The sequence below is a fragment of the Wenzhouxiangella marina genome (assembly GCF_001187785.1).
GTDB lineage: Bacteria > Pseudomonadota > Gammaproteobacteria > Xanthomonadales > Wenzhouxiangellaceae > Wenzhouxiangella > Wenzhouxiangella marina.
The window spans coordinates 1,118,460-1,136,477 of the sequence record NZ_CP012154.1 but is presented as its reverse complement, the minus strand read 5'-3'; the positions used below and the strand labels follow the sequence as shown (position 1 = coordinate 1,136,477).

11 protein-coding genes are annotated in these 18,018 nt (G+C 65.8%); 8 read left to right on the top strand and 3 right to left on the bottom strand.

All coding sequences use genetic code 11. From position 1 onward, the window contains the following. Positions 1-149 precede the first annotated feature (149 nt). From WM2015_RS04830 to WM2015_RS04805, 6 genes are all read left to right on the top strand, one after another. Positions 150-1,394, top strand: a complete 1,245-nt coding sequence (locus tag WM2015_RS04830; protein WP_049724984.1) for an aminotransferase class I/II-fold pyridoxal phosphate-dependent enzyme — start codon at positions 150-152, stop codon at positions 1,392-1,394. Then, on the top strand, positions 1,391-3,430 hold the full coding sequence (locus tag WM2015_RS04825) for a M3 family metallopeptidase (protein WP_049724983.1): 2,040 nt from the start codon (positions 1,391-1,393) through the stop codon (positions 3,428-3,430). The genes WM2015_RS04830 and WM2015_RS04825 overlap by 4 nt, the downstream gene beginning before the upstream one ends. Before the next feature lie 33 nt (positions 3,431-3,463). Then, positions 3,464-3,850, top strand: coding sequence for a diacylglycerol kinase (locus tag WM2015_RS04820; RefSeq protein ID WP_049724982.1), 387 nt, complete (start codon positions 3,464-3,466; stop codon positions 3,848-3,850). 24 nt (positions 3,851-3,874) lie between these two features. Next, positions 3,875-5,143, top strand: coding sequence for a glutamate-5-semialdehyde dehydrogenase (locus tag WM2015_RS04815; RefSeq protein ID WP_049724981.1), 1,269 nt, complete (start codon positions 3,875-3,877; stop codon positions 5,141-5,143). Between the two features lie 50 nt (positions 5,144-5,193). After that, a complete protein-coding gene (locus WM2015_RS04810; protein ID WP_049724980.1) occupies positions 5,194-5,982 on the top strand; it encodes a hypothetical protein in 789 nt (262 codons plus the stop codon). An 82-nt stretch (positions 5,983-6,064) separates the two neighbouring features. Further along, positions 6,065-7,006 carry an alpha/beta fold hydrolase gene (locus tag WM2015_RS04805; protein WP_049724979.1) on the top strand — a complete coding sequence of 314 codons (942 nt, stop codon included), beginning with the start codon at positions 6,065-6,067 and terminating at the stop codon, positions 7,004-7,006. 7 nt (positions 7,007-7,013) lie between these two features. Here the strand turns inward: WM2015_RS04805 and WM2015_RS04800 are convergent, their stop codons facing one another. Continuing rightward, complete coding sequence (locus WM2015_RS04800) at positions 7,014-7,481, bottom strand: LEA/WHy family protein (protein ID WP_211260960.1); 468 nt, start codon at positions 7,479-7,481, stop codon at positions 7,014-7,016. A gap of 207 nt (positions 7,482-7,688) precedes the next feature. On the opposite strand from WM2015_RS04800, the gene WM2015_RS04795 reads away from it, so the two are divergent. Both WM2015_RS04795 and WM2015_RS04790 read left to right on the top strand, forming a co-directional pair. Next, complete coding sequence (locus tag WM2015_RS04795; RefSeq protein WP_049724978.1) at positions 7,689-8,867, top strand: cation:proton antiporter; 1,179 nt, start codon at positions 7,689-7,691, stop codon at positions 8,865-8,867. A gap of 135 nt (positions 8,868-9,002) precedes the next feature. Continuing rightward, a complete protein-coding gene (locus tag WM2015_RS04790; protein ID WP_049724977.1) occupies positions 9,003-9,773 on the top strand; it encodes a S1/P1 nuclease in 771 nt (256 codons plus the stop codon). A gap of 31 nt (positions 9,774-9,804) precedes the next feature. Here the strand turns inward: WM2015_RS04790 and WM2015_RS04785 are convergent, their stop codons facing one another. Next, positions 9,805-14,847 (bottom strand): C25 family cysteine peptidase, encoded by a 5,043-nt coding sequence (locus WM2015_RS04785; protein ID WP_169751099.1) that lies wholly within the window; start codon positions 14,845-14,847, stop codon positions 9,805-9,807. Positions 14,848-15,202: 355 nt separating this feature from the next. Next, positions 15,203-18,007: a serine/threonine-protein kinase gene (locus tag WM2015_RS04780; protein ID WP_049724975.1), complete on the bottom strand. Its 2,805-nt coding sequence runs from the start codon at positions 18,005-18,007 to the stop codon at positions 15,203-15,205. Positions 18,008-18,018 lie beyond the last annotated feature (11 nt).

The window sequence follows — 18,018 nt, the reverse complement described above, 5'->3', positions numbered from 1 at the left end:
GAAGCGAAAGGCCTTCGACCGCCCTGCCTTGCTCTTCAACCGTTCTTTTGAATTTATTCGTGCCCTTCGTGCCCTTCGTGGTTCAAGAATCCCTTCCCCAAGGCTCCATTGCTGGGCCATCGCCGTCCGATCCGTTTATCATTCGGCCCATGAAACCGAACTTCCAGACTGCCAGCCGGGTGCGGGACGTGCGCTACGAGATTCGTGGCGCCCTGGCCCGCCGAGCCCGCGAACTCGAACAGCAGGGCAACGACATCCTGCAGCTCAACATCGGCAACCCCGGGGCCTTCGGCCTGCGCACCCCCGAGACCATGCGTCGGGCGGTGGTGCGCAACCTGAAGTACAGCGAAGCCTACGGACCGCAGACCGGCATCTTCCCGGCTCGCGAGGCCGTGGCCATGCAGTTCCAGGGTCGCGGCATGACCGAGACCACCTACGACCAGGTCATCGTCGGCAACGGCGTCTCCGAGCTGGTCGACCTGGTGCTTCGCTCCCTGCTCGAGCCGGGTGACGAGGTGCTGGTCCCCGCCCCGGACTATCCCCTGTGGACAGCGGCGGTCGTATTGAATGGCGGCAAGGCCGTGCACTATCGGTGCCAGGCCGAACAGGATTTCATCCCGGACGTCGAGCAGATCCGTGCCCGGATCACCGACCGGACCCGAGCCCTGGTCGTGATCAACCCGAACAACCCGACCGGCGCGGTGTACCCGGAATCAGTGCTGCAGGCTCTGGCCGACCTGGCCGCCGAGCACGATCTGATCCTGTTCTCCGACGAGATCTACGACGCGATCTGCTTCGACGACGCGCGCTTCGTGCCGATGGCGCCGCTGGCCGAGAACACCCTTTGCGTGAGCTTCGGCGGCCTGTCCAAGGTCTACCGCGCCTGCGGCTGGCGCGTCGGCTGGGCCGTGTTCACCGGCCAGCTGGAGCGTGCCCAGGACTATCGCCTGGCCGTCGAGAAGCTCTCGGCACTTCGCCTGTCGGCCAATGTGCCCGGGCAATGGGCGGTGCAGACGGCGCTGGGCGGTTATCAGTCGATCGCCGATCTGGTCGCTCGCGGCGGTCGCCTTTACGAGTCGCGGCAGGCCGTCATCGATGCGGTCGAGCGCAGCCGCTTCCTCGAACTGGTCACTCCAATGGGCGCCATGTACGCCTTCCCCAGCGTGCGAGCGGACCATTTCCCGGACTTCGACGATCATCGCTTCGCCGCCGAACTGCTCGAGCAGAAGCACATCCTCATCGTGCCCGGCTCCAGCTTCAACATCCCCGAACGCAACCATTTCAGGATCACCCTGCTGCCGGAAGCCGAGGACCTGGAGCGCGCCTTCGAGAAGATCAACGATCTGCTCGAAGAACTGGCCGACGAGCCCGAACGAGTGCAACAGCGCCCATGAGCAGCGAATCGAACGAGACCAACCCGCTGCTGGACGCGGGCCTGCCGCGCTTTGCCAGCATTCGCCCCGAGCATGCCCTGCCCGCCATCGAGCAGCGCCTGGCCGAATATCGGCAGCTGATCGCGCGGATCGAGGCCCTGGGCGATGCGGTCGACTATGCCTCGGTCGTCGAGGCGGAAACCCTGGCCGACAATGCCCTGTCCACGGCCTGGTCCTCGATCTCGCATCTGAATAGCGTCAACAACACGCCGGAATGGCGGGAAGCCTATACGGCCTGCCTGGAACCCCTGACCCGTTTTTCCACCGAACGCGGCCAGAACCCGGCGCTCTATCAGGCCTACCGAACCCTCTCCGAGCGCGCCGATTTCGCCGAGCAGACGCCGGCCATGCGCGCCAGCATCGAGCACGAGCTGCGCGACTTCCGCCTGGCCGGCGTGGCCCTGCCGGAAGCCGAGCGAGCGCGCTTTGCCGAGATCAAACTCAAGCTCTCCAAGCTGTCCAATCGCTTCGGCAATCAGGTGCTCGATGCCACCGAGGGCTACAGCGAACACTTCGAGTCGGCGGATGCGCTGGCCGGACTGCCGGACAGTGACCTGAACATGCTCGCCAGCCTGGCCAGGCAGGCCGACAAGGACGGCTGGCTGGCCAATCTGAGCTATCCAGCCTACCGGGCGATCATCACCTACGCCGACGACCGCGCCCTGCGCGAGCGTTTCCATCGTGCCTTCGCCACCCGCGCCTCCGATCGAGGTCCGCAGGCGGGCGAACACGACAACGGTCCCCTGGTTCGCGAGATTCTCGAACTACGCCAGGAACAGGCCGAGCTGCTGGGCTTTTCGGACTTCGCCAGCCTGCGCCTGTCCACGCGCATGGCAGAAAGCAGCGCGCAGGTCGAGAGCTTCCTCGACGATCTGGCGCGGCGCGCCCGTCCGATGGCCACGGCCCAGCTGGCCGAACTCGAGGACTTCGCTGCCCGGCAGGGCGCGGAGACGCCGCTGGCGCCCTGGGACATTCCCTATTACGCGGAGAAGCTGCGCGAAGAGCGCCTCGGCATCAACCAGGAGCGCCTCAAGCCCTGGTTCGAACTCAAGCGCTGCTTCGACGGCCTGTTCACCGTGGCCGGCGAACTGTTCGGGCTTCGCTTCGAGGCTGACGAGCAGGTCGAGACCTGGCATGAGGACGTGCACTTCTACCGGGTCCTGAACGACGATGGCCAGGCGCTGGCGGGCCTCTACCTGGATCTCTACGCTCGGGCTCGCAAGTCCGGTGGCGCCTGGATGGACGTCTGTCGCTCGCGCCTCGAGATCGACGGCCACTCGCAGCAGCCGATCGCCTTCCTGACCTGCAATTTTTCCGCGCCGAGCCCGGGGCACCCGAGCCTGCTGACGCACGACGACCTGGTCACCCTGTTCCACGAGTTCGGCCACTGCCTGCATCATCTGCTGACTCGAGTCGAACTGCCCGGCGTCGGCGGCATCAGCGGCGTCGAGTGGGACGCGGTCGAGCTGCCCAGCCAGCTGCTCGAAGGCTGGGCCTGGGAAGCCGAGTCCCTGAATCGCTACGCACGCCACTACGAGACCGACGAGCCACTGCCGCCGGCCCTGCTCGAGGGCCTGCGCGCGGATCGCCAGTTCCACGGCGCCCTGGCCCTGCTGCGCCAGATCGAGTTTGCCCTGACCGACCTGAGTCTGCATCGCCAGGCCGGGGCCGATCCGGTGGCGATCATGCGCGAAGTCCACGATCGGGTCGGAGTGACGCCGATGCTCGAGGACAACCGCTACATCATGAGCTTCTCGCATCTGTTCGATGGCGGCTACGGAGCGGGCTACTACAGCTACCTGTGGGCCGAACGCCTGGCTCGCGACGCATTCCACCTGTTCATCGAGGAAGGCCTGTTCGAGCGCCGGGCCGGCCAGCGTCTGGCCCGGGAAATCCTCGAAGTAGGCTCCAGTCGCCCGATGGCGGACTCCTGGCAGGCCTTCCGAGGTCGCGAAGCGGCCCTGGAACCGCTGCTTGATGCCTACGGCGTGCAATGAAGACCCCAGCCCGGTGTCCGGCGAGGCGGCGCCATGAGTGATTCCTTCAAGCCGGGCGCGCCGGACAATGAACTTCGACGCTGGTGGTTCGCCACACGCAATTCGCTGAAGGGCTACCGGGCCGTCTGGCGCGAGGAGGCCGCGTTCCGCTCCGAGCTGATCGTGCTGCTACTGCTGATCGCGCCGGCCTGGTGGCTGGCCGAGAGCTGGCTGGTCTTTTCGCTCCTGCTGGGGGTCTGGATCCTGGTCATCGCCGGCGAGCTGGTCAACTCGGCCATCGAGGCGGCCATCGACCGGATCGGTCCGGAAATCCACAGCCTGTCCGGCAAGGCCAAGGACGCCGGATCGGCCCTGGTGCTGACCCTGATGGTCCTGGCCGGCCTGGTCTGGCTGGGCGTCGCCGCCGATCGATTCCTGTAGAACGCTCACCGAACAAGACTTCAGATGAACGACGACCCCCGAACGCATGACGCGCTCATTCGAGACCTGGCCCGCGCCGCCCGAAAGGCCGTTCGCCAGCTCGCCGGCAGCCCGCTGTCACAGCGGAACATGGCCCTCGAAGCCACGGCCGACCGGCTTCGCACGCAGGCCGGTTCGGTGCTCGAAGCCAACGAAAAGGACCTCGCTGCGGGTCAGGCGCGAGGCTTGAGTCCTGCACTCCTCGACCGCTTGCGACTCGACAAGGATCGCCTCGAGGCCATCGCCGGCAGCCTGGAGACCATCGTCGCCCTGCCCGATCCCCTGCACCGGATCATGGACGACTGGACCCGACCCAATGGCCTGCGTATCCAGCGCGTGGCGGTCCCGATCGGTGTCATCGGCGTGATCTACGAGAGCCGTCCGAACGTGACCATCGATGCCGCCGCCCTGTGCATGAAGTCCGGCAACGCCGCGCTGCTGCGCGGTGGCTCGGAGGCTGTCCATTCCAATCACGCCCTGCACCGCGTCCTGGCCCAGGGCCTGGCCGATGCGGGACTCGATCCGGCCGCGGCACAGCTGCTGCCGACCCAGGACCGCGCCGCCGTGGGCGCCCTGCTGCGCGCCCACGACTCGCTGGACCTGGTCATTCCGCGCGGCGGCAAGGGCCTGGTCAAGCGCGTCCAGGACGAAGCCCGGGTGCCGGTGCTGGCGCACCTGGACGGCAACAATCACCTCTACATCCACCCCTCGGCCGATGTGCAGATGGCCACGGCAGTCGTGCTCAACGCCAAGCTCCGCCGGCCCGGCATCTGCGGTGCCCTCGAAACCCTGCTGATCGATCGTGCCTGGCTGGACCGGGCGCCAGTGCTGCTGGGCGCGCTGCTCGATGCCGGCTGCGAACTGCGCGGTGACGCGACCCTCCGTGCCCTGGACTCGCGCATCCTCGAGGCCCGCGAGGCCGATTGGGAGACCGAATACCTGGCACCGATCCTCGCCGTGCGCGTCGTCGAAGACGCCGAGCAGGCCCTGAACCACATCGCGCGCTACGGCTCCGGCCACACCGACGGCCTGATCGCCGAAGATACCGAGGCCGCAAACGCCTTTCTCGGCCGCCTGGACAGCGCCATCGCCGTGCACAATGCCTCGACCCAGTTCGCCGATGGTGGCGAGTTCGGCTTCGGGGCGGAGATCGGGATTGCCACGGGCCGCCTGCACGCGCGCGGCCCGGTCGGCCTGGAACAGCTGACCACGTTCCAGTATCGTGTGCTCGGAAGCGGCCAGACGCGGCCTTGAGCGATTCTCCCGATGGCCAACCTCATCCATTCAAGAGGCGAAACCAAGTCATGCGATTCCTGCTCCTCTCACTAGCGCTGCTGCTTGCTGCTTGCGCCCCGACGTCGCAATACAATGTCCGAGACGCCAGGCCGCCCTACCCTGCACCGGACCTCTCTCAATTAACCGACACGGAGGCGCTGGGCCTGCGGCTCTATTACCATGACCGCGCGGCCTGGATTGCAACCGATGAACTGACCAGCCGGGGGGCAAACCTCAACGAGGTGGCCGGTTACCTGAGCTTCGATCAGGACGACGGCTCGATACTTGTTCGCTTCGCAGGCCCCTGCAACGTCAACATCTGCAGCAAAATCGATGTCAGCATTTTCAATGGGAGAGTCGTTGGCTATGAGAAGACGGATGAACCGCTACCAGCAGACCATCTGGCAGCCTGGCGGGCTCGGCACAGTGCGCTGAACAGCGGGTTCAGAGCCTGTTCCCAACACTACAACACCATTGTCCTTCCATGGCAGCATGAAAACAGCCCGGCTTATCGGGTCTATTTGCTTGCTGCCTCTCAGGAGCCAGATGAGATTGTCATGGGAGGACATCATCGCTTCCTCGCTTCGAACGATGGTAAGACATTGATCGAAAACGAACCACTTTCCATGTCCTGCATGACAATGCAGATCAGCGAAGACGTGGTCGCCCCCATGACCACGCATGTGCTGCATGAAGAACCACTCGAGACCCATGTCTTCACCAGTCTCGACCATCACATCCCGCTCTATGTTGGCACGAGCAAAGGTGTCTTCAAAGTGGATGGGGCAAGCATCAGCCTGCTGGAGCTCGGCGACTGATTCTCAGGACAGTTATTGTCCTGTCTAACGCGGCAGACATTTCGACCCCCGACCCCCGACCCTTAACCAAAGGATACCGGCGATGTTCAAGAAGATCCTGATCGGCCTGGTCGTTCTGATCGCTCTGGCCGCGATCATCCCCTTTCTGCTGCCCGAACCCAATCTGGGAGGCCGCATTCCGGAGCAGCCCTTCACCGATTCGCGCTTCACCGAGATCGAGGGCGTGCGAGTGCACTGGCGCGAGCGCGGCAGCCAGGATTCCGAGCGCCTGGTGGTCCTGCTGCACGGCTTCGGCGGCTCGGCCTTCAGCTGGCGGCACAGCCTGGATGCGCTCGAACAGGCCGGCTACCACGTCATCGCCCCGGATCTGCCCCCATTCGGCTACAGCGAGCGAACCGCCCGCGGGCCGGAATGGGCCAGTCTGATGCGGCGCCTCGCCGAGCAGGTCGCGCCCGGTGCGCGCTGGACCCTGGTCGGGCATTCCATGGGGGTCGGCGTGGCGGCGGACATGGCCTCGGCCGAGCCGGATCGGATCGATCGCCTGATCATGGTCGACGGCACGCCGGCGCTAAGGCGCGAGAGCGGGCCGATGGCCTGGCTGATCACCCTGCCACCGGTCGGCCTGGCGGCTGAATACTGGGCCTCGAAGAAGCTGGTCGATGAGTCGTCGATCAACGAGCTGCTCGAGTCCGCGCTGGGGCGCGCACCGACCGCCGAAGAACTGGCCGGCTACCACTACCCGCTGACGATCCCGGGCACTTACAGCGCCCTGCTCCGGCGGATGGCCGAGCGCCAGCCGGAGACCGAGGGTTGGGAACAGCTTCCGATCGACGTCATCTGGGGTGAGCGGGACGAGTGGCTGCCACGCCGGCTGGCCGATCGACTGGTCCAGCGCCTGCCCGGCCGGATCGAGCCCGTGTACATCGAAGGGGCCGGGCACAATCCGATGGACACGCACCCCGAGGAGCTGAACGAACTGCTGCTGGAACGGATCCAGCCGACCCCGGCTCCGGGCGGGCTGTGAGCAGCGGTCAGTAGGCGCCCGACTCGAGCCGCCCGACCTCCTCGACCCGGATGTCCGGAATCCAGCGCCCCGCATCCAGGCGGGCGCTGAAGCGATACTCGAGCCCATCCTGTGGACGACTCAGAAGATCGCTCAGCAGACGGATGCCGCCCAGCAGGTCCGGGCTGAGGTCGACGGTGAAATCGGCGCTACCGTAGGCGGGTACCACGGGCAGCTCGTTCGCCGCCCCACTCAGGACGCGCTGGCCCTGAAGCTCGACCTGATAGCTCATCCCGACCAGAGGCAGCTCGACGCGGTTCGGATTGATCACGCGCAGGCCGACCCGAAACACCGGGCCCATCGACTCGCTTTCCGGCGCCATGCCGAAGCCGGTGACCGTGACCACGGGTGTTTCCCGGTAGGGCGACAGCGCCGCACAGGAGATCAGAAGGATTGAGCACGCCAGCATCAATCCGGCGCGCAGAGCGCTGTTCATCGTCACGATCCTCGACTCGAGCCTATGGAAGTCCGAGCATACCCCGAGTGGTGCCGAGGGTGTTCCGTGACCGTTCCGGAATCGGGTGCAGGCCGATAAGAGGCCGGACGGCGCGGGCCAGGTCTGCTATTTTTACCAGCGTGAAGATCCGAGCCGCCCGAGCGTCCCGGTTACGGGATAACCACCTGGCAAACGCGCTGGGGCCCCGTGCCTGACGCGCTACACCTGATCTGGATCGGCGCCACGCTGCTGCTGGCCCTGGCCGCGCTCAGCCTGGCCCAGCGCATGCACGTGCCCCGGGTCACCCTGCTGCTGCTGCTCGGCGCCATCGCCGGGCCCGAAATCCTCGATCTCATGCCCGCCGGTGCCAGCGACAGTTTCGGGCTGATCACCCAGATCACCCTGGGCATCGTCGGCTTCCTGCTCGGCGAGCGGATGTCCTTCCGGGACCTCAAGCAGGCTCGCGAGTCACTGATCATCAGCCTGGCGGTGACCTTCGTGACCGCCGCCTGCGTCGCTCTGGCGGTCTGGCTGCTGACCGGCGACTGGGCAGCCGCCCTGCTGCTCGGGGCCATTTCGACGGCCACGGACCCGGCCGCCAGCATCGACGTGATGAAGGAGTCGCACGCCGATGGGCCGCTGACACGATTGCTGATCCAGGTGGTCGCGATCGACGATGCCTGGGGCGTGGTGCTGTTCAGCATCGTGCTGGTGATCCTGTCATGGATCGCCGGGGGCGACGAGAGCCCCTGGATCGCCCTGGGGCATGGCTCGGTCGAGGTGCTGGGCTCGCTGGCCCTGGGCGCGGTCATGGGCCTGCCGATGGCCTGGCTGACCGGCCGCCTGACGCCCGGCGAACCCATGCTGCTCGAATCCATCGGCTTCGTGCTGCTGGCCGCCGGCCTGGCCCACCTGCTGGGCCTGTCCTACCTGCTCACCTGCATCGCTCTGGGCGTGGTCGTGGCCAATGTCGCCCGCCACCACGTGCGTCCGTTCCGGTCGATCGAAGGCATCGCCTTTCCCTTCCTGGCACTGTTCTTCTTCATGGCCGGCTATCAGCTCGACTGGTCGACACTGCCCACCCTGGGCCTGCTGGGCCTGCTCTACATCGCGGCACGCATCGCGGGCCGTCTCCTCGGCGGTTACATGGGAGGCTGGATGGCGAGCTCGGCGCGCATCACCCGGCGCAGGATCGGCGCCTGCATGCTGCCCCAGGCCGGCGTGGCGCTGGGCCTGGCCCTGGTGGCGACGGAGCGCTTTCCCGAGCTGTCCTATCTGCTGCCACTGGTGGTCGCCGTGACCGTGCTGTTCGAGCTGATCGGCCCGCCGATCACCCTGCACGAACTCAAGCGCGCCCACGAAACCGAGAGCAAAGCCCATGAATGAGTCGAAACCGTATACCGACCGCGGACCGGTCGCCCACGCGATGCGCAGCATCCAAATCGATCATGCCCATCGCGCGGACAGCCGCGTTGATCCACCCGGGGTAAGATTTCGTCCGGTCCCTCGTGAAGCCCTGCCATGCGCCGCCTGCTGATCCTGCCCCTTCTGCTGTCGACCCAACTCGCTCTGGCCTGGAGCCAGACGGGTCACCGCGCCGCCGCCGATGTGGCCGAGCGCTTTCTATCCCCCGAAGCCAGAATGGCCGTGCGCGAGATCCTGGGCGCTGAAGACCTCGCTCGCGCCTCGACCTGGCCGGATTTCATGCGCGCCGATCCGTCGGAGTTCTGGCAGGAGCAGGCCGGTCCCTGGCATTACGTGACGATTCCTCCCGACCAGCATTACCACGAAGTCGGCGCCCCCGAGGAAGGCGATGCCTACACCGCGCTCCAGCAGTTTTCCGAATGGGTGCTGGATAGGCAACGCTCGATGGACGAACGCGCCCTGGCGCTTCGCTTCATCGTCCATATCGTCGCCGACCTCCACCAGCCCCTGCACGTCGGCAACGGCAGCGATCGCGGTGGCAACGATTTCGCCGTGGCCTGGTTCGGAGAGCCCAGCAACCTGCACCGGGTCTGGGACAGCCAGATGATCGACCGCTGGCAGCTGTCCTATTCAGAGCTGTCGAACTGGCTGCTGGACGACATCGACGATGCGCGCTTCGCCGCCTGGAACGACCCGGACCCGATGGTCTGGATGGCCGAGAGCGCCGCGCTGCGCGATCGGATCTATCCCCAAGAGCGGGAGCTGTACTGGGCCTATGGCTTCGAATGGAAAGCCACGGTCGAACAACGCCTCGCCCAGGCCGGCCTGCGCACCGCCGCCTACCTGAATCGACTGTTCAGCCGATAAGGCCCGGCAAGCTCGCCGGGCCGATTTCGGATCACTGGCTGACCGGCATGCTCGGATCGCCGAACAGGGTCATCGCCCGGACGATATCGAGATATTCCGGTGCCTGCGAAGCCAGTTCGATCTTTGCCTCACGCAGGGCATCGCCCAGGCGAGCACCAGGCTGCTGCAGCCTCGGCAACAGCGCCAGCGCCATGTGCAGATCGCTGGCATGTTCCGTCAAACCCGACGACGACAGCACGGCCACGGCACCGCGCGGTCCAGAATTCATCCAGGCGTGCGACATGGTATTGAACTCGGGTGCCACGAAGTAACCACCCCAGCAGCCGAATTCCGTCACGATCGGCGACATGGACGCATTGGCGACCACGCTTCCAACCTGATTGCTCTGCAACAGCTGCTCTCTGGACCAGAGAGTCGGCGCGCCATGGCCGAAATAGGCCACCATACGACTACCGCGATTGAGTGCCGACATCATGGCGCCTCGCGCTGCCGCCACGCCGCCAGGCCCCGTCGGGAAATCATCCAGATAAAGACGCTCGACGTCTTGCTGCCAGCTTGGAACCATCTGCGAGATGATGAAGTCTGCGTCGGCCCCGTAGTCCGACGACTCTGCCGCATTCATCCGCTCCGCGGCAAACAGCATGCTTGGCTCGAGATCGGTCTCGTGATCGAGGATTCGCGCTACCGCCGCGTCCAGTTCCGCCTGGGTCCTGACCGGCAGTCGACCCAGCGCCAACTCCGGCAATTCATCACCATCCAGATCGGCGAAACGATGATCCAGCGGGGCAAAGCGAACGACCTCATGCACCTGGCCATAGAAGGTCGGCACATCGCTGACGCTGCCATTCTGCAAACGGCCAAGGTAGTCATAGGTATCCCCGCCGACAAGCAGCACGTACCGCGTACCGAGCTGGTCGTGCGCATCGCGCAGGAAATCCCGAATGGCATTCGGATCAACGATGCCGCCGGAATAATGCGCGTAGATCTGCTCGACATCCACCGCTCGAGCGCTCAGGCCTTCAGCACGCCGAGTCTCCAGCAAGGGCTCGATGCCATCCATGAATCGGGTTGTTGCGATGGCAATCAGCTCTGCAGCACCCCCTTCGATGGGATGTCCCGTCAGCGCTGCCAGGCGAAGCTCCGGGCGATGCGCCTGTTCTGCGGGGATCACGAACACTCGATCCGGCAGACTGCCGCGATCATCCTCATTGGCCAGCAAGCTCCCGGTTCGCATCGTGGCCACGAAACCACCCCGGCCATCGGACTCGATCGCCGGATCGAGCAGCTGCATGACCTCTTCACCCCTGGTTTGAATGGCCAGCAGATCGCTGACTTCCAGATCAACGATCTTCAGTTGCTCACAAGCGGTTCCGCATCCGGCACTGGTCGACTGCGCCTCGAAGGAACGCAGACTGATTCCATCGAAGCGGAATTGAAGCTTGCCCGTCGAGAAGCCTTCTGCGGCGATCGAGGCATCGATCGGCACACTCACGCCGACCTCGATCGACTCCACTCGAATCACGTCTGCCGGGTGGCCGGTTTCCAACAGATCGATGCGGATCTCATTGCTACCGGCGTGGAGCAGTTCGTCTCCGAGATTGAACCTCAGACGTTCGTCGCGAATGCCGTCGAACCGGTGCTCGCCCAGGCGCACGCCGTTGACGCTCACCTGGAGACGGTGATCTGGATCGCCACCAGGGTAATCGAGCCCACCCCAGAGTTCGATCGTCAGATCGCTGACGCCTTCGATCGGTCCTGGCAGATCCAGCGACCAGGTCTTGCCGACGCTCGCGCCAACTCGCCGAATGGTGTCGAAGTACCAGGGATCCGCGGTCGGCGAAGAGAAATTGTAGAAGCGGTCCTCGTCCAACGCGAATCGATGTCGGATGCGCTCGGTCACTGGCCCGCTCACCGGGGTCGCATCGGCAGTCGACCAGCGCCGCTGGCCGCCCGCAAGGCTCAGTCGATACGGTCTTACCCGGCTGTACTGACTGCCCTCGAGCGCCTGCCCCAGGAAGAGCAGGTCGTTGCCGGCACTGAGGCTTCCATCACCGTCGATATGCAGCGGCACTTCCTCCCCATCGAGCTCGAGGCGGATCAGCGCCGGGTTCCGGCCGAGCAGGTCCAGCCCCAACGCATGGAGATCTTCCAGGGCGACTTTTTGCACGCCGGTGTCGGAGACCAGCACATCGACGTAATCGGAACCCGCCCCTGAGCTGCGGTTCCGCAAGCTCTGCTGACGCTGCAGCTCGGCCTGGCGGATTTCCGATCGAGCGACGGCCCAGGGCGGAGTGCTGTACACCAGTTCCTCGCCGAAGGACTGCCCGAGAGCAAAGGGCCCGAAGCGCTCGACCCGGCCTCCGGCCGCCAGTTCTTCGAGGTAGATCGGCTCATTCCGATCCGAGCGAATGACTCGTTCGTAGTGCTGAGCATCGATCGAACTGCCGGCATGCGCCGGGATCGTCGAGCCGCTCACTGAGTGCAGCCCCCGCGCTCCGTGCTGCTGGAGCAGGCGATAGCCCACCGTGCCAGCCTCCGTCGCGACGCTCCATCGCACGAGGATTTCCTCGGGGCTGATCCGCTCAGCGCTGAATCCTGCCAGCGTCACGGGCAGCGTATTGACAGGGATCGAATGATCCTCCACTTCGCCATTCGTCGCCGCGCCGAGATGAGAGGGAGGCGTCGCGTCACTGAAGAAAATCGGATCGGTGCTCAACCGCAGGCGGAGCATGCTCGGCGTCGAATTGTTCGGGATTGGCGCCGCAGGATTGAAAACGAGCACCGCCTGGAACCCCGTCGAACCATCAGGAATGTTCCCGTCGTTGAAGCCGGTGCTTGCCATCGACTGCAGTTCAGGCAAGGAGCGCTCGCCGGGATCGAAGACACCGTTGTTATTGAAATCGATCCAGGCAACCAACTGAGCGGGCTGTCCACTGAGATTGGTGACCGAGGTGGTGATGCAGTAGGCATTGGTCGCCGGATCGGTGGTGTACGCCCCACAGACCCAGCCCTGGTTGGGGAGACGGGGGGGCGGGAAGCTTACTGAACCCACTTCATCGGCGCTCAGGGTACTGTCGTCTCCGGTGGCCCCGGCCGAGAAGATCGGTGCAGTTTCACCGTCCGGGCCGGCGCTGCCGATAAACAGACGATCGCGATCCTGCAGTCCGTGCCGCGGGCAGGATCCCGTCACACCATCACAGTAGGAAAGCGGCGCGTCTCCGTAATCGTCAGCGCAGAAAGAGAAATCACTGATGCCGATGATCTGGAAAACGGAATCGGTGTTGGGTTCATTGCCCTGCGCGTATTGCACTCGAACCTGGGTGACCGCCGAGGCAAAGCGATAGAGGATATTGCCCAGGGTCTCGGTCGGAGCGGACGAAGCATCGGTCTCGACCCAGTCACCGGCGAAGCTGAGATTGCTCGTATTGTCCAGGCTGACCAGGACGGGCACGTCGTTGCCATCGGGCCCCACGCCCGTAACACGGACATAGTCTTCCCAGGTCGTGCTTCCGCCACCCTTGTCGACATCCAGCAGAGAAAAGCTCAGGCCACTGACCGGCCGGTCGAAACCGAACAGCACGGATTCGGCCGTCAGTTCGGTGTCACCACTGGTATCCATGGTCAGCGAATAGAAGCCCGTGTGATTCCCCTGAGTGCCGGTCCGAGTCGTGAAACTGGGCACGCCGCTGCCGCCGTCGGCCGGCGCTTCGCCCGAGGTACTCACCTGGCTGAGCGTCACGCCATCCGGGGCCACCACGGTGCTCGCGAACACCGCACCATCTCCGTTGGAACCCCAGTCGAAGGTCGAGTTGCTGCTGCAGACCTGGGGGACCGAAGCCCCGGTATCGACCAGCAGCAGACGCGCCCGCTGCAGGGTGCCGGTACTGCCGGCCGCGCTGTCGCAGATGCGCAGCGTCCAGGTGCCATTGGCCGAGCCACTGTAGAAACTGTCCAGGCCAGGCACCGAAATCAGTCGCCGGTAAGGGATCGTCCCGCCCGCCACCGACAGGGGATCGGCGTCCCCATCATTGACGATATTTCCGGCGTCGGCATTGGCTGTGTACATCGCATTGATATTCGCCAGAGCGCCACCGCTGCCACTCTGCAGCACCTGCACCGCCCCGTTCGGCGCCTGCAAGCTGATCTGGAGCTGCGAGCGATTCGGATGCTGGATCTGCAAGCCGAGCGAAATGGTGCCGAATCCTCCTACGAAGAAGGAATCGCTGACATTGAAGGTCCGGGTCACCAGGCTTGGGCAGCCGTTGTCGGGAATGGCCAGGGAGGTCGTCGATTCGTAGCTGCGAAGCAGACCGCCCGATAGCAGGGTGCCGCCCGCGGCTGGATCCACGTTCAGAGTAAAGGCCTGACTGTCATCGGGTGCCGTACCGTTGCTGGCGGTGATCAGGAGTGGATAGCTGCCGGCACTGCCGAGGGCAGGCACCCCGGAGAATACCCCGGTCGCGCCATCGAAGCTCACCCCGATCGGCAGGCTGCCGCTGACCGAGTAGGTGATGGGCAGCGAGCCTGCGGCCGTCACATTGAAGCTCCCGGGCAGTAGTTCGGTGAAGGTGGTCGCGTTCGCACTGGTGATCGTGGGCGGAATGAGGGCATCGCTCAAAGTGAGCGAAGCCGCTGACACGCTGCCCGAATCCGCATTCCAGCCGTCACGGAAACGCAGCGTCCAGGTGCCGTTGATCTGCGCCGGCGTCAGGCCTCCGAAGGCCGCGATCAGGCTGGTGCTGGCCGCGGGATTCGTCGTTGGACCGGCCACGGACGTCCGATAACTGCCCGCCGGCACCGTGTCTCCACCCCCGACACCGCCAGCGGCCGTCCAGAAGTCACCCACCGCGGCGTCTGAAAACACATAGCTTGCGCCCAGATCGGAACTATCGCCGGCGTCACCGGCGTTGACGGCTCCGACGCGGCTGAAGATCACGAGGCTGCCTGGATTGCCCGGCGTCACACCCGGAGGCGCCAGCACGACATCCAGGTCCCCAAGCCAGGTATGCGCCAGCGTGATCGACAGGGAAACATCGGTCAGTGAGCCCGAGATGCCGGAAACATTGAACGTCACATCGAGAGGCGGACCATAGTTGGCCGGGCCAGCTCCGGCGCCGTCCGGGATCGCGCCGGTCCCCGACCCTGGAAAGGTCTGCGCAAGAAGGGAAGTCGGGCAAAGGACCAGAATGCCCAGCAAGAGGCCGAGAATTCCATACTGAATTCGATTTTCGCCCCAGCAGATCAGCCGCTTTCGAGCTGCGGGCAGCCCACGAGCGCCCCCCTTCTTGCAATCCATTCCACTTCCCCTTTCGGACTGGTATCAGCTCGCCGATCGAGCTGACCACATGATTAATATCACAGATTATCGCATGCGCTGCATGCCGATCAACAATTCCCATCCTTCTTGTGGCGTTTCATCACGGTTGCATTCACGGCTCGGAAACAAGGCGCGATCGAGCGGTTGCGCAACCCGACTCGAGCAACCAGCCCCTGACGGGATGATCGTTCGCCAGGCCAAGCGCATCGATCTCGCTTCCACTCGAACTGCAGATCGCGTCGATTTCTGCCCCCTCCCCCACCGTGTCGAGCAACTCCATCAGCAGCAATGAGAGTTCCACTTTCTGCAGGATCCACCCCGGCTCCAGCAGGGCAAGGCCGGCACGAGCCTCCGCGAGCGCTTCGTCGATGCGTCCCTGCCGCTCCAGGCACCAGGCCCTGGCCTCGGCGAGCTCCGCCCGGTGGCGCGGGTCGGCCAGGGCAGATGCGGCGATTCGATCCGTCGCTGTCTGGAGCCGCGCCAGACCCTGCTCGAGGCGACCGAGACGACAGGCCGTGGCCGCGGCCAGCACGAAGGCACGGGTGAGATTGTCCGGGTCGGCTCCGGGCTCGTCCGATATCGACTCCAACTCAAGGATTCCGGACAAGCGCTGATCCGCCGCCTCGATACGGCGGCTGCGATAGTGCACCCAGCTACCGAGCAGCGCGCGCATGAACTCACGGTCCCCCGAGCGACGGCTGGCCCCAGCGCCCGAAACCGCATCCGGCGCCTCGATCGCCTCGGCCCAGAGGACGTAGGCCCGGTCCATGATCTGGTAGGCCTCTTCGAAGTGCCCCAGGCCCAGCTCGGCCTGGGCCAGATGGCTCATCGCCGCCGCTTCGAACTCGGTCGGCTGACCCTCGTGGAGCCTTCGGTAGGCGTCGATGATGTCGAGGTACTCCCGCCGCGCGAGCTGGAACTCGCCCTCTTTCAGTGCGACCCGGCCGGCATTGTTGCGAACGACCAGCTCTCGCCGGCTGCCAGGGCCCCAGACCTGCCTCGCAGCCTCGGCCGAGCGTTCGAAGGCCGCCAGCGACCGGGCTCGATCCCCGACCTGGTCGAGGATCATGCCGCGGGCGTTCATCACGGAGTGCACGATCGACGCCGGCGAAGCTTCCAGCGCTTCGAGCCGCCGCGTCGTGGCATCGATCTCGCCCCGGGCCGCGGGAAGGTCACCGCGCATGAAATGCAGAAAGGCCGCCTCGGCGCCGAGCTGCACGGCCAGCTCTTCATCGGCGCCCGCTTCGGCCAGCGCGCGAGCCTGACGATGCCGTTCCAGACCGGCGTCCATGTCGCGCTGCATGATGTCGAGCCAGGCCAGTTGCCGCAGGGCCCGGGCGCGTGCCAGGGGGCCCAGGTCCGGGCGTCGGTCGATCGTCTCGAGCGCGGCCTCGAGCAGATCCCTGGCACGAGGCGGCCGGTTGAGGCCACGGTGCACCTCGCCCAGGGTCAGCAGCAGCTCGAAGCGCTCGTCTTCGGCCAGCGAGGGGTTCGACAAGGCGCGCTCGGCACCCAGCTCGAGGATCGCGGCGGTGCTGGGGAGTTCGCCGGGCGCACGACCCGGGTCGGCACTGAGGAACAGGTCGACCAGAAAATCGCGCAGGGCGCTGACCCGGGCCAGGCTGGCCTCGGTGGTCCGGAGCGCGGCCTCGGCTTCGGCCTGGGCAGAACGGGCCCGATCCGCCTGCCACAGGGCCAGCACCAGTCCCAGGACCAGCCCGGCCAGTCCAAGGGACGCGGTCGCAGCCAGCCAGCGGTTGCGCGAGACCCAGCGACCGAGGCGGTAGGCCGTCCCCCCTTCGCGCGCGGCCACCGGCCTCTGCTCCAGCCAGGCCCTGAGGTCATGGGCCAGGGCATCGGCGCTGGCGTAGCGGTCCTCGGGGTCGTCTCGGAGGCATCGTCGGCAGATGGCGTCGAGATCGCCTCGCAGCTCGCGGGCGCGATCGTGGCGACCGGCGGCCTTCGCGCTTCGAGACGCCAGCGGCGGCGCCGGCGGCGCCTCGCGGGTCAGGATCCAGCGGGTCAACTCGCGCGAATCGCGGATCCCCTGCCCGCTCAGTAGCTGGTAGAGCAGCGCGCCGAGTGCGAACACGTCTTCGGCGACCGAGGGTGCGGCGCCCCGCAGGCGCTCCGGCGCACAGCAGCCGGGCGAGCACCAGGCCGGACCGAGCGTTTCATCGCCCGCAGCGTCGCCCTCCGTCAGACGACTGGCGATCCCGAAATCGAGCAGCCGGACCCGGCCCGACGAGTCCACCAGGACATTGGAGGGCTTGATGTCCCCGTGGACGACCAGATGACGATGACACCAGGCCACGGCTTCGGCCACCTGCTCGACGAGGCGCACACGGGCCGGGAGACCAAGTTCCTCGTCTCGGGCAAGCTCGTCGATCGGTCGGCCATCGACCAGCTCCATCACCACGTAGGCCACGCCATCGGGCCGACTGCCGCCGTCCAGCAGGCCAGCGATGGCCGGGTGTCGAAGCTCGGCCAGCACCTCCAGTTCACGTCGGCTCAGCTGCACTGAACTCCGATCGCCACGCGCCGGGGCCAGCACCTTGATCGCCACGGGCATGTCGAACTGGCCATCGGCGCGCCGACCTCGATAGACCACGCCCATGCCTCCCCGCCCGATCTCTTCCCTGGCCCGCCAGGGCCCGAAGTCCTGGCCGCTGTAGTCGGGCCAGTCGGACGGTCCGGAGCCGTCACCGAGCACCCCGCGAGCCAGGCTGGTCACCTCCCGGTCGATCAACAGCGGCTCGGGCTGATCGTGGGCCTCGAGCATGCGCTCCAGCCAGCTCAGCACCTCGTCCGGGAGCTCCAGCGCGTCCAGCGCGTCGGCACGATCGGCGGGAGCAAGATCGATCAGGCGATCGAAATGCTCGGCAGCAGCTTTCCAGATGGCATGACGTTCGTTCATGGATCGTGCAT

Excerpts from the sequence above, each read along its gene's own strand:
- WM2015_RS04820 (WP_049724982.1), top strand. The coding sequence starts at position 3,464 with ATGAGTGATTCCTTCAAGCCGGGCGCGCCGGACAATGAACTTCGACGC.
- WM2015_RS04780 (WP_049724975.1), bottom strand. The coding sequence starts at position 18,007 with ATGAACGAACGTCATGCCATCTGGAAAGCTGCTGCCGAGCATTTCGAT.
- WM2015_RS04790 (WP_049724977.1), top strand. The coding sequence starts at position 9,003 with ATGCGCCGCCTGCTGATCCTGCCCCTTCTGCTGTCGACCCAACTCGCT.
- WM2015_RS04800 (WP_211260960.1), bottom strand. The coding sequence starts at position 7,481 with ATGAACAGCGCTCTGCGCGCCGGATTGATGCTGGCGTGCTCAATCCTT.
- WM2015_RS04830 (WP_049724984.1), top strand. The coding sequence starts at position 150 with ATGAAACCGAACTTCCAGACTGCCAGCCGGGTGCGGGACGTGCGCTAC.
- WM2015_RS04825 (WP_049724983.1), top strand. The coding sequence starts at position 1,391 with ATGAGCAGCGAATCGAACGAGACCAACCCGCTGCTGGACGCGGGCCTG.
- WM2015_RS04810 (WP_049724980.1), top strand. The coding sequence starts at position 5,194 with ATGCGATTCCTGCTCCTCTCACTAGCGCTGCTGCTTGCTGCTTGCGCC.
- WM2015_RS04805 (WP_049724979.1), top strand. The coding sequence starts at position 6,065 with ATGTTCAAGAAGATCCTGATCGGCCTGGTCGTTCTGATCGCTCTGGCC.
- WM2015_RS04815 (WP_049724981.1), top strand. The coding sequence starts at position 3,875 with ATGAACGACGACCCCCGAACGCATGACGCGCTCATTCGAGACCTGGCC.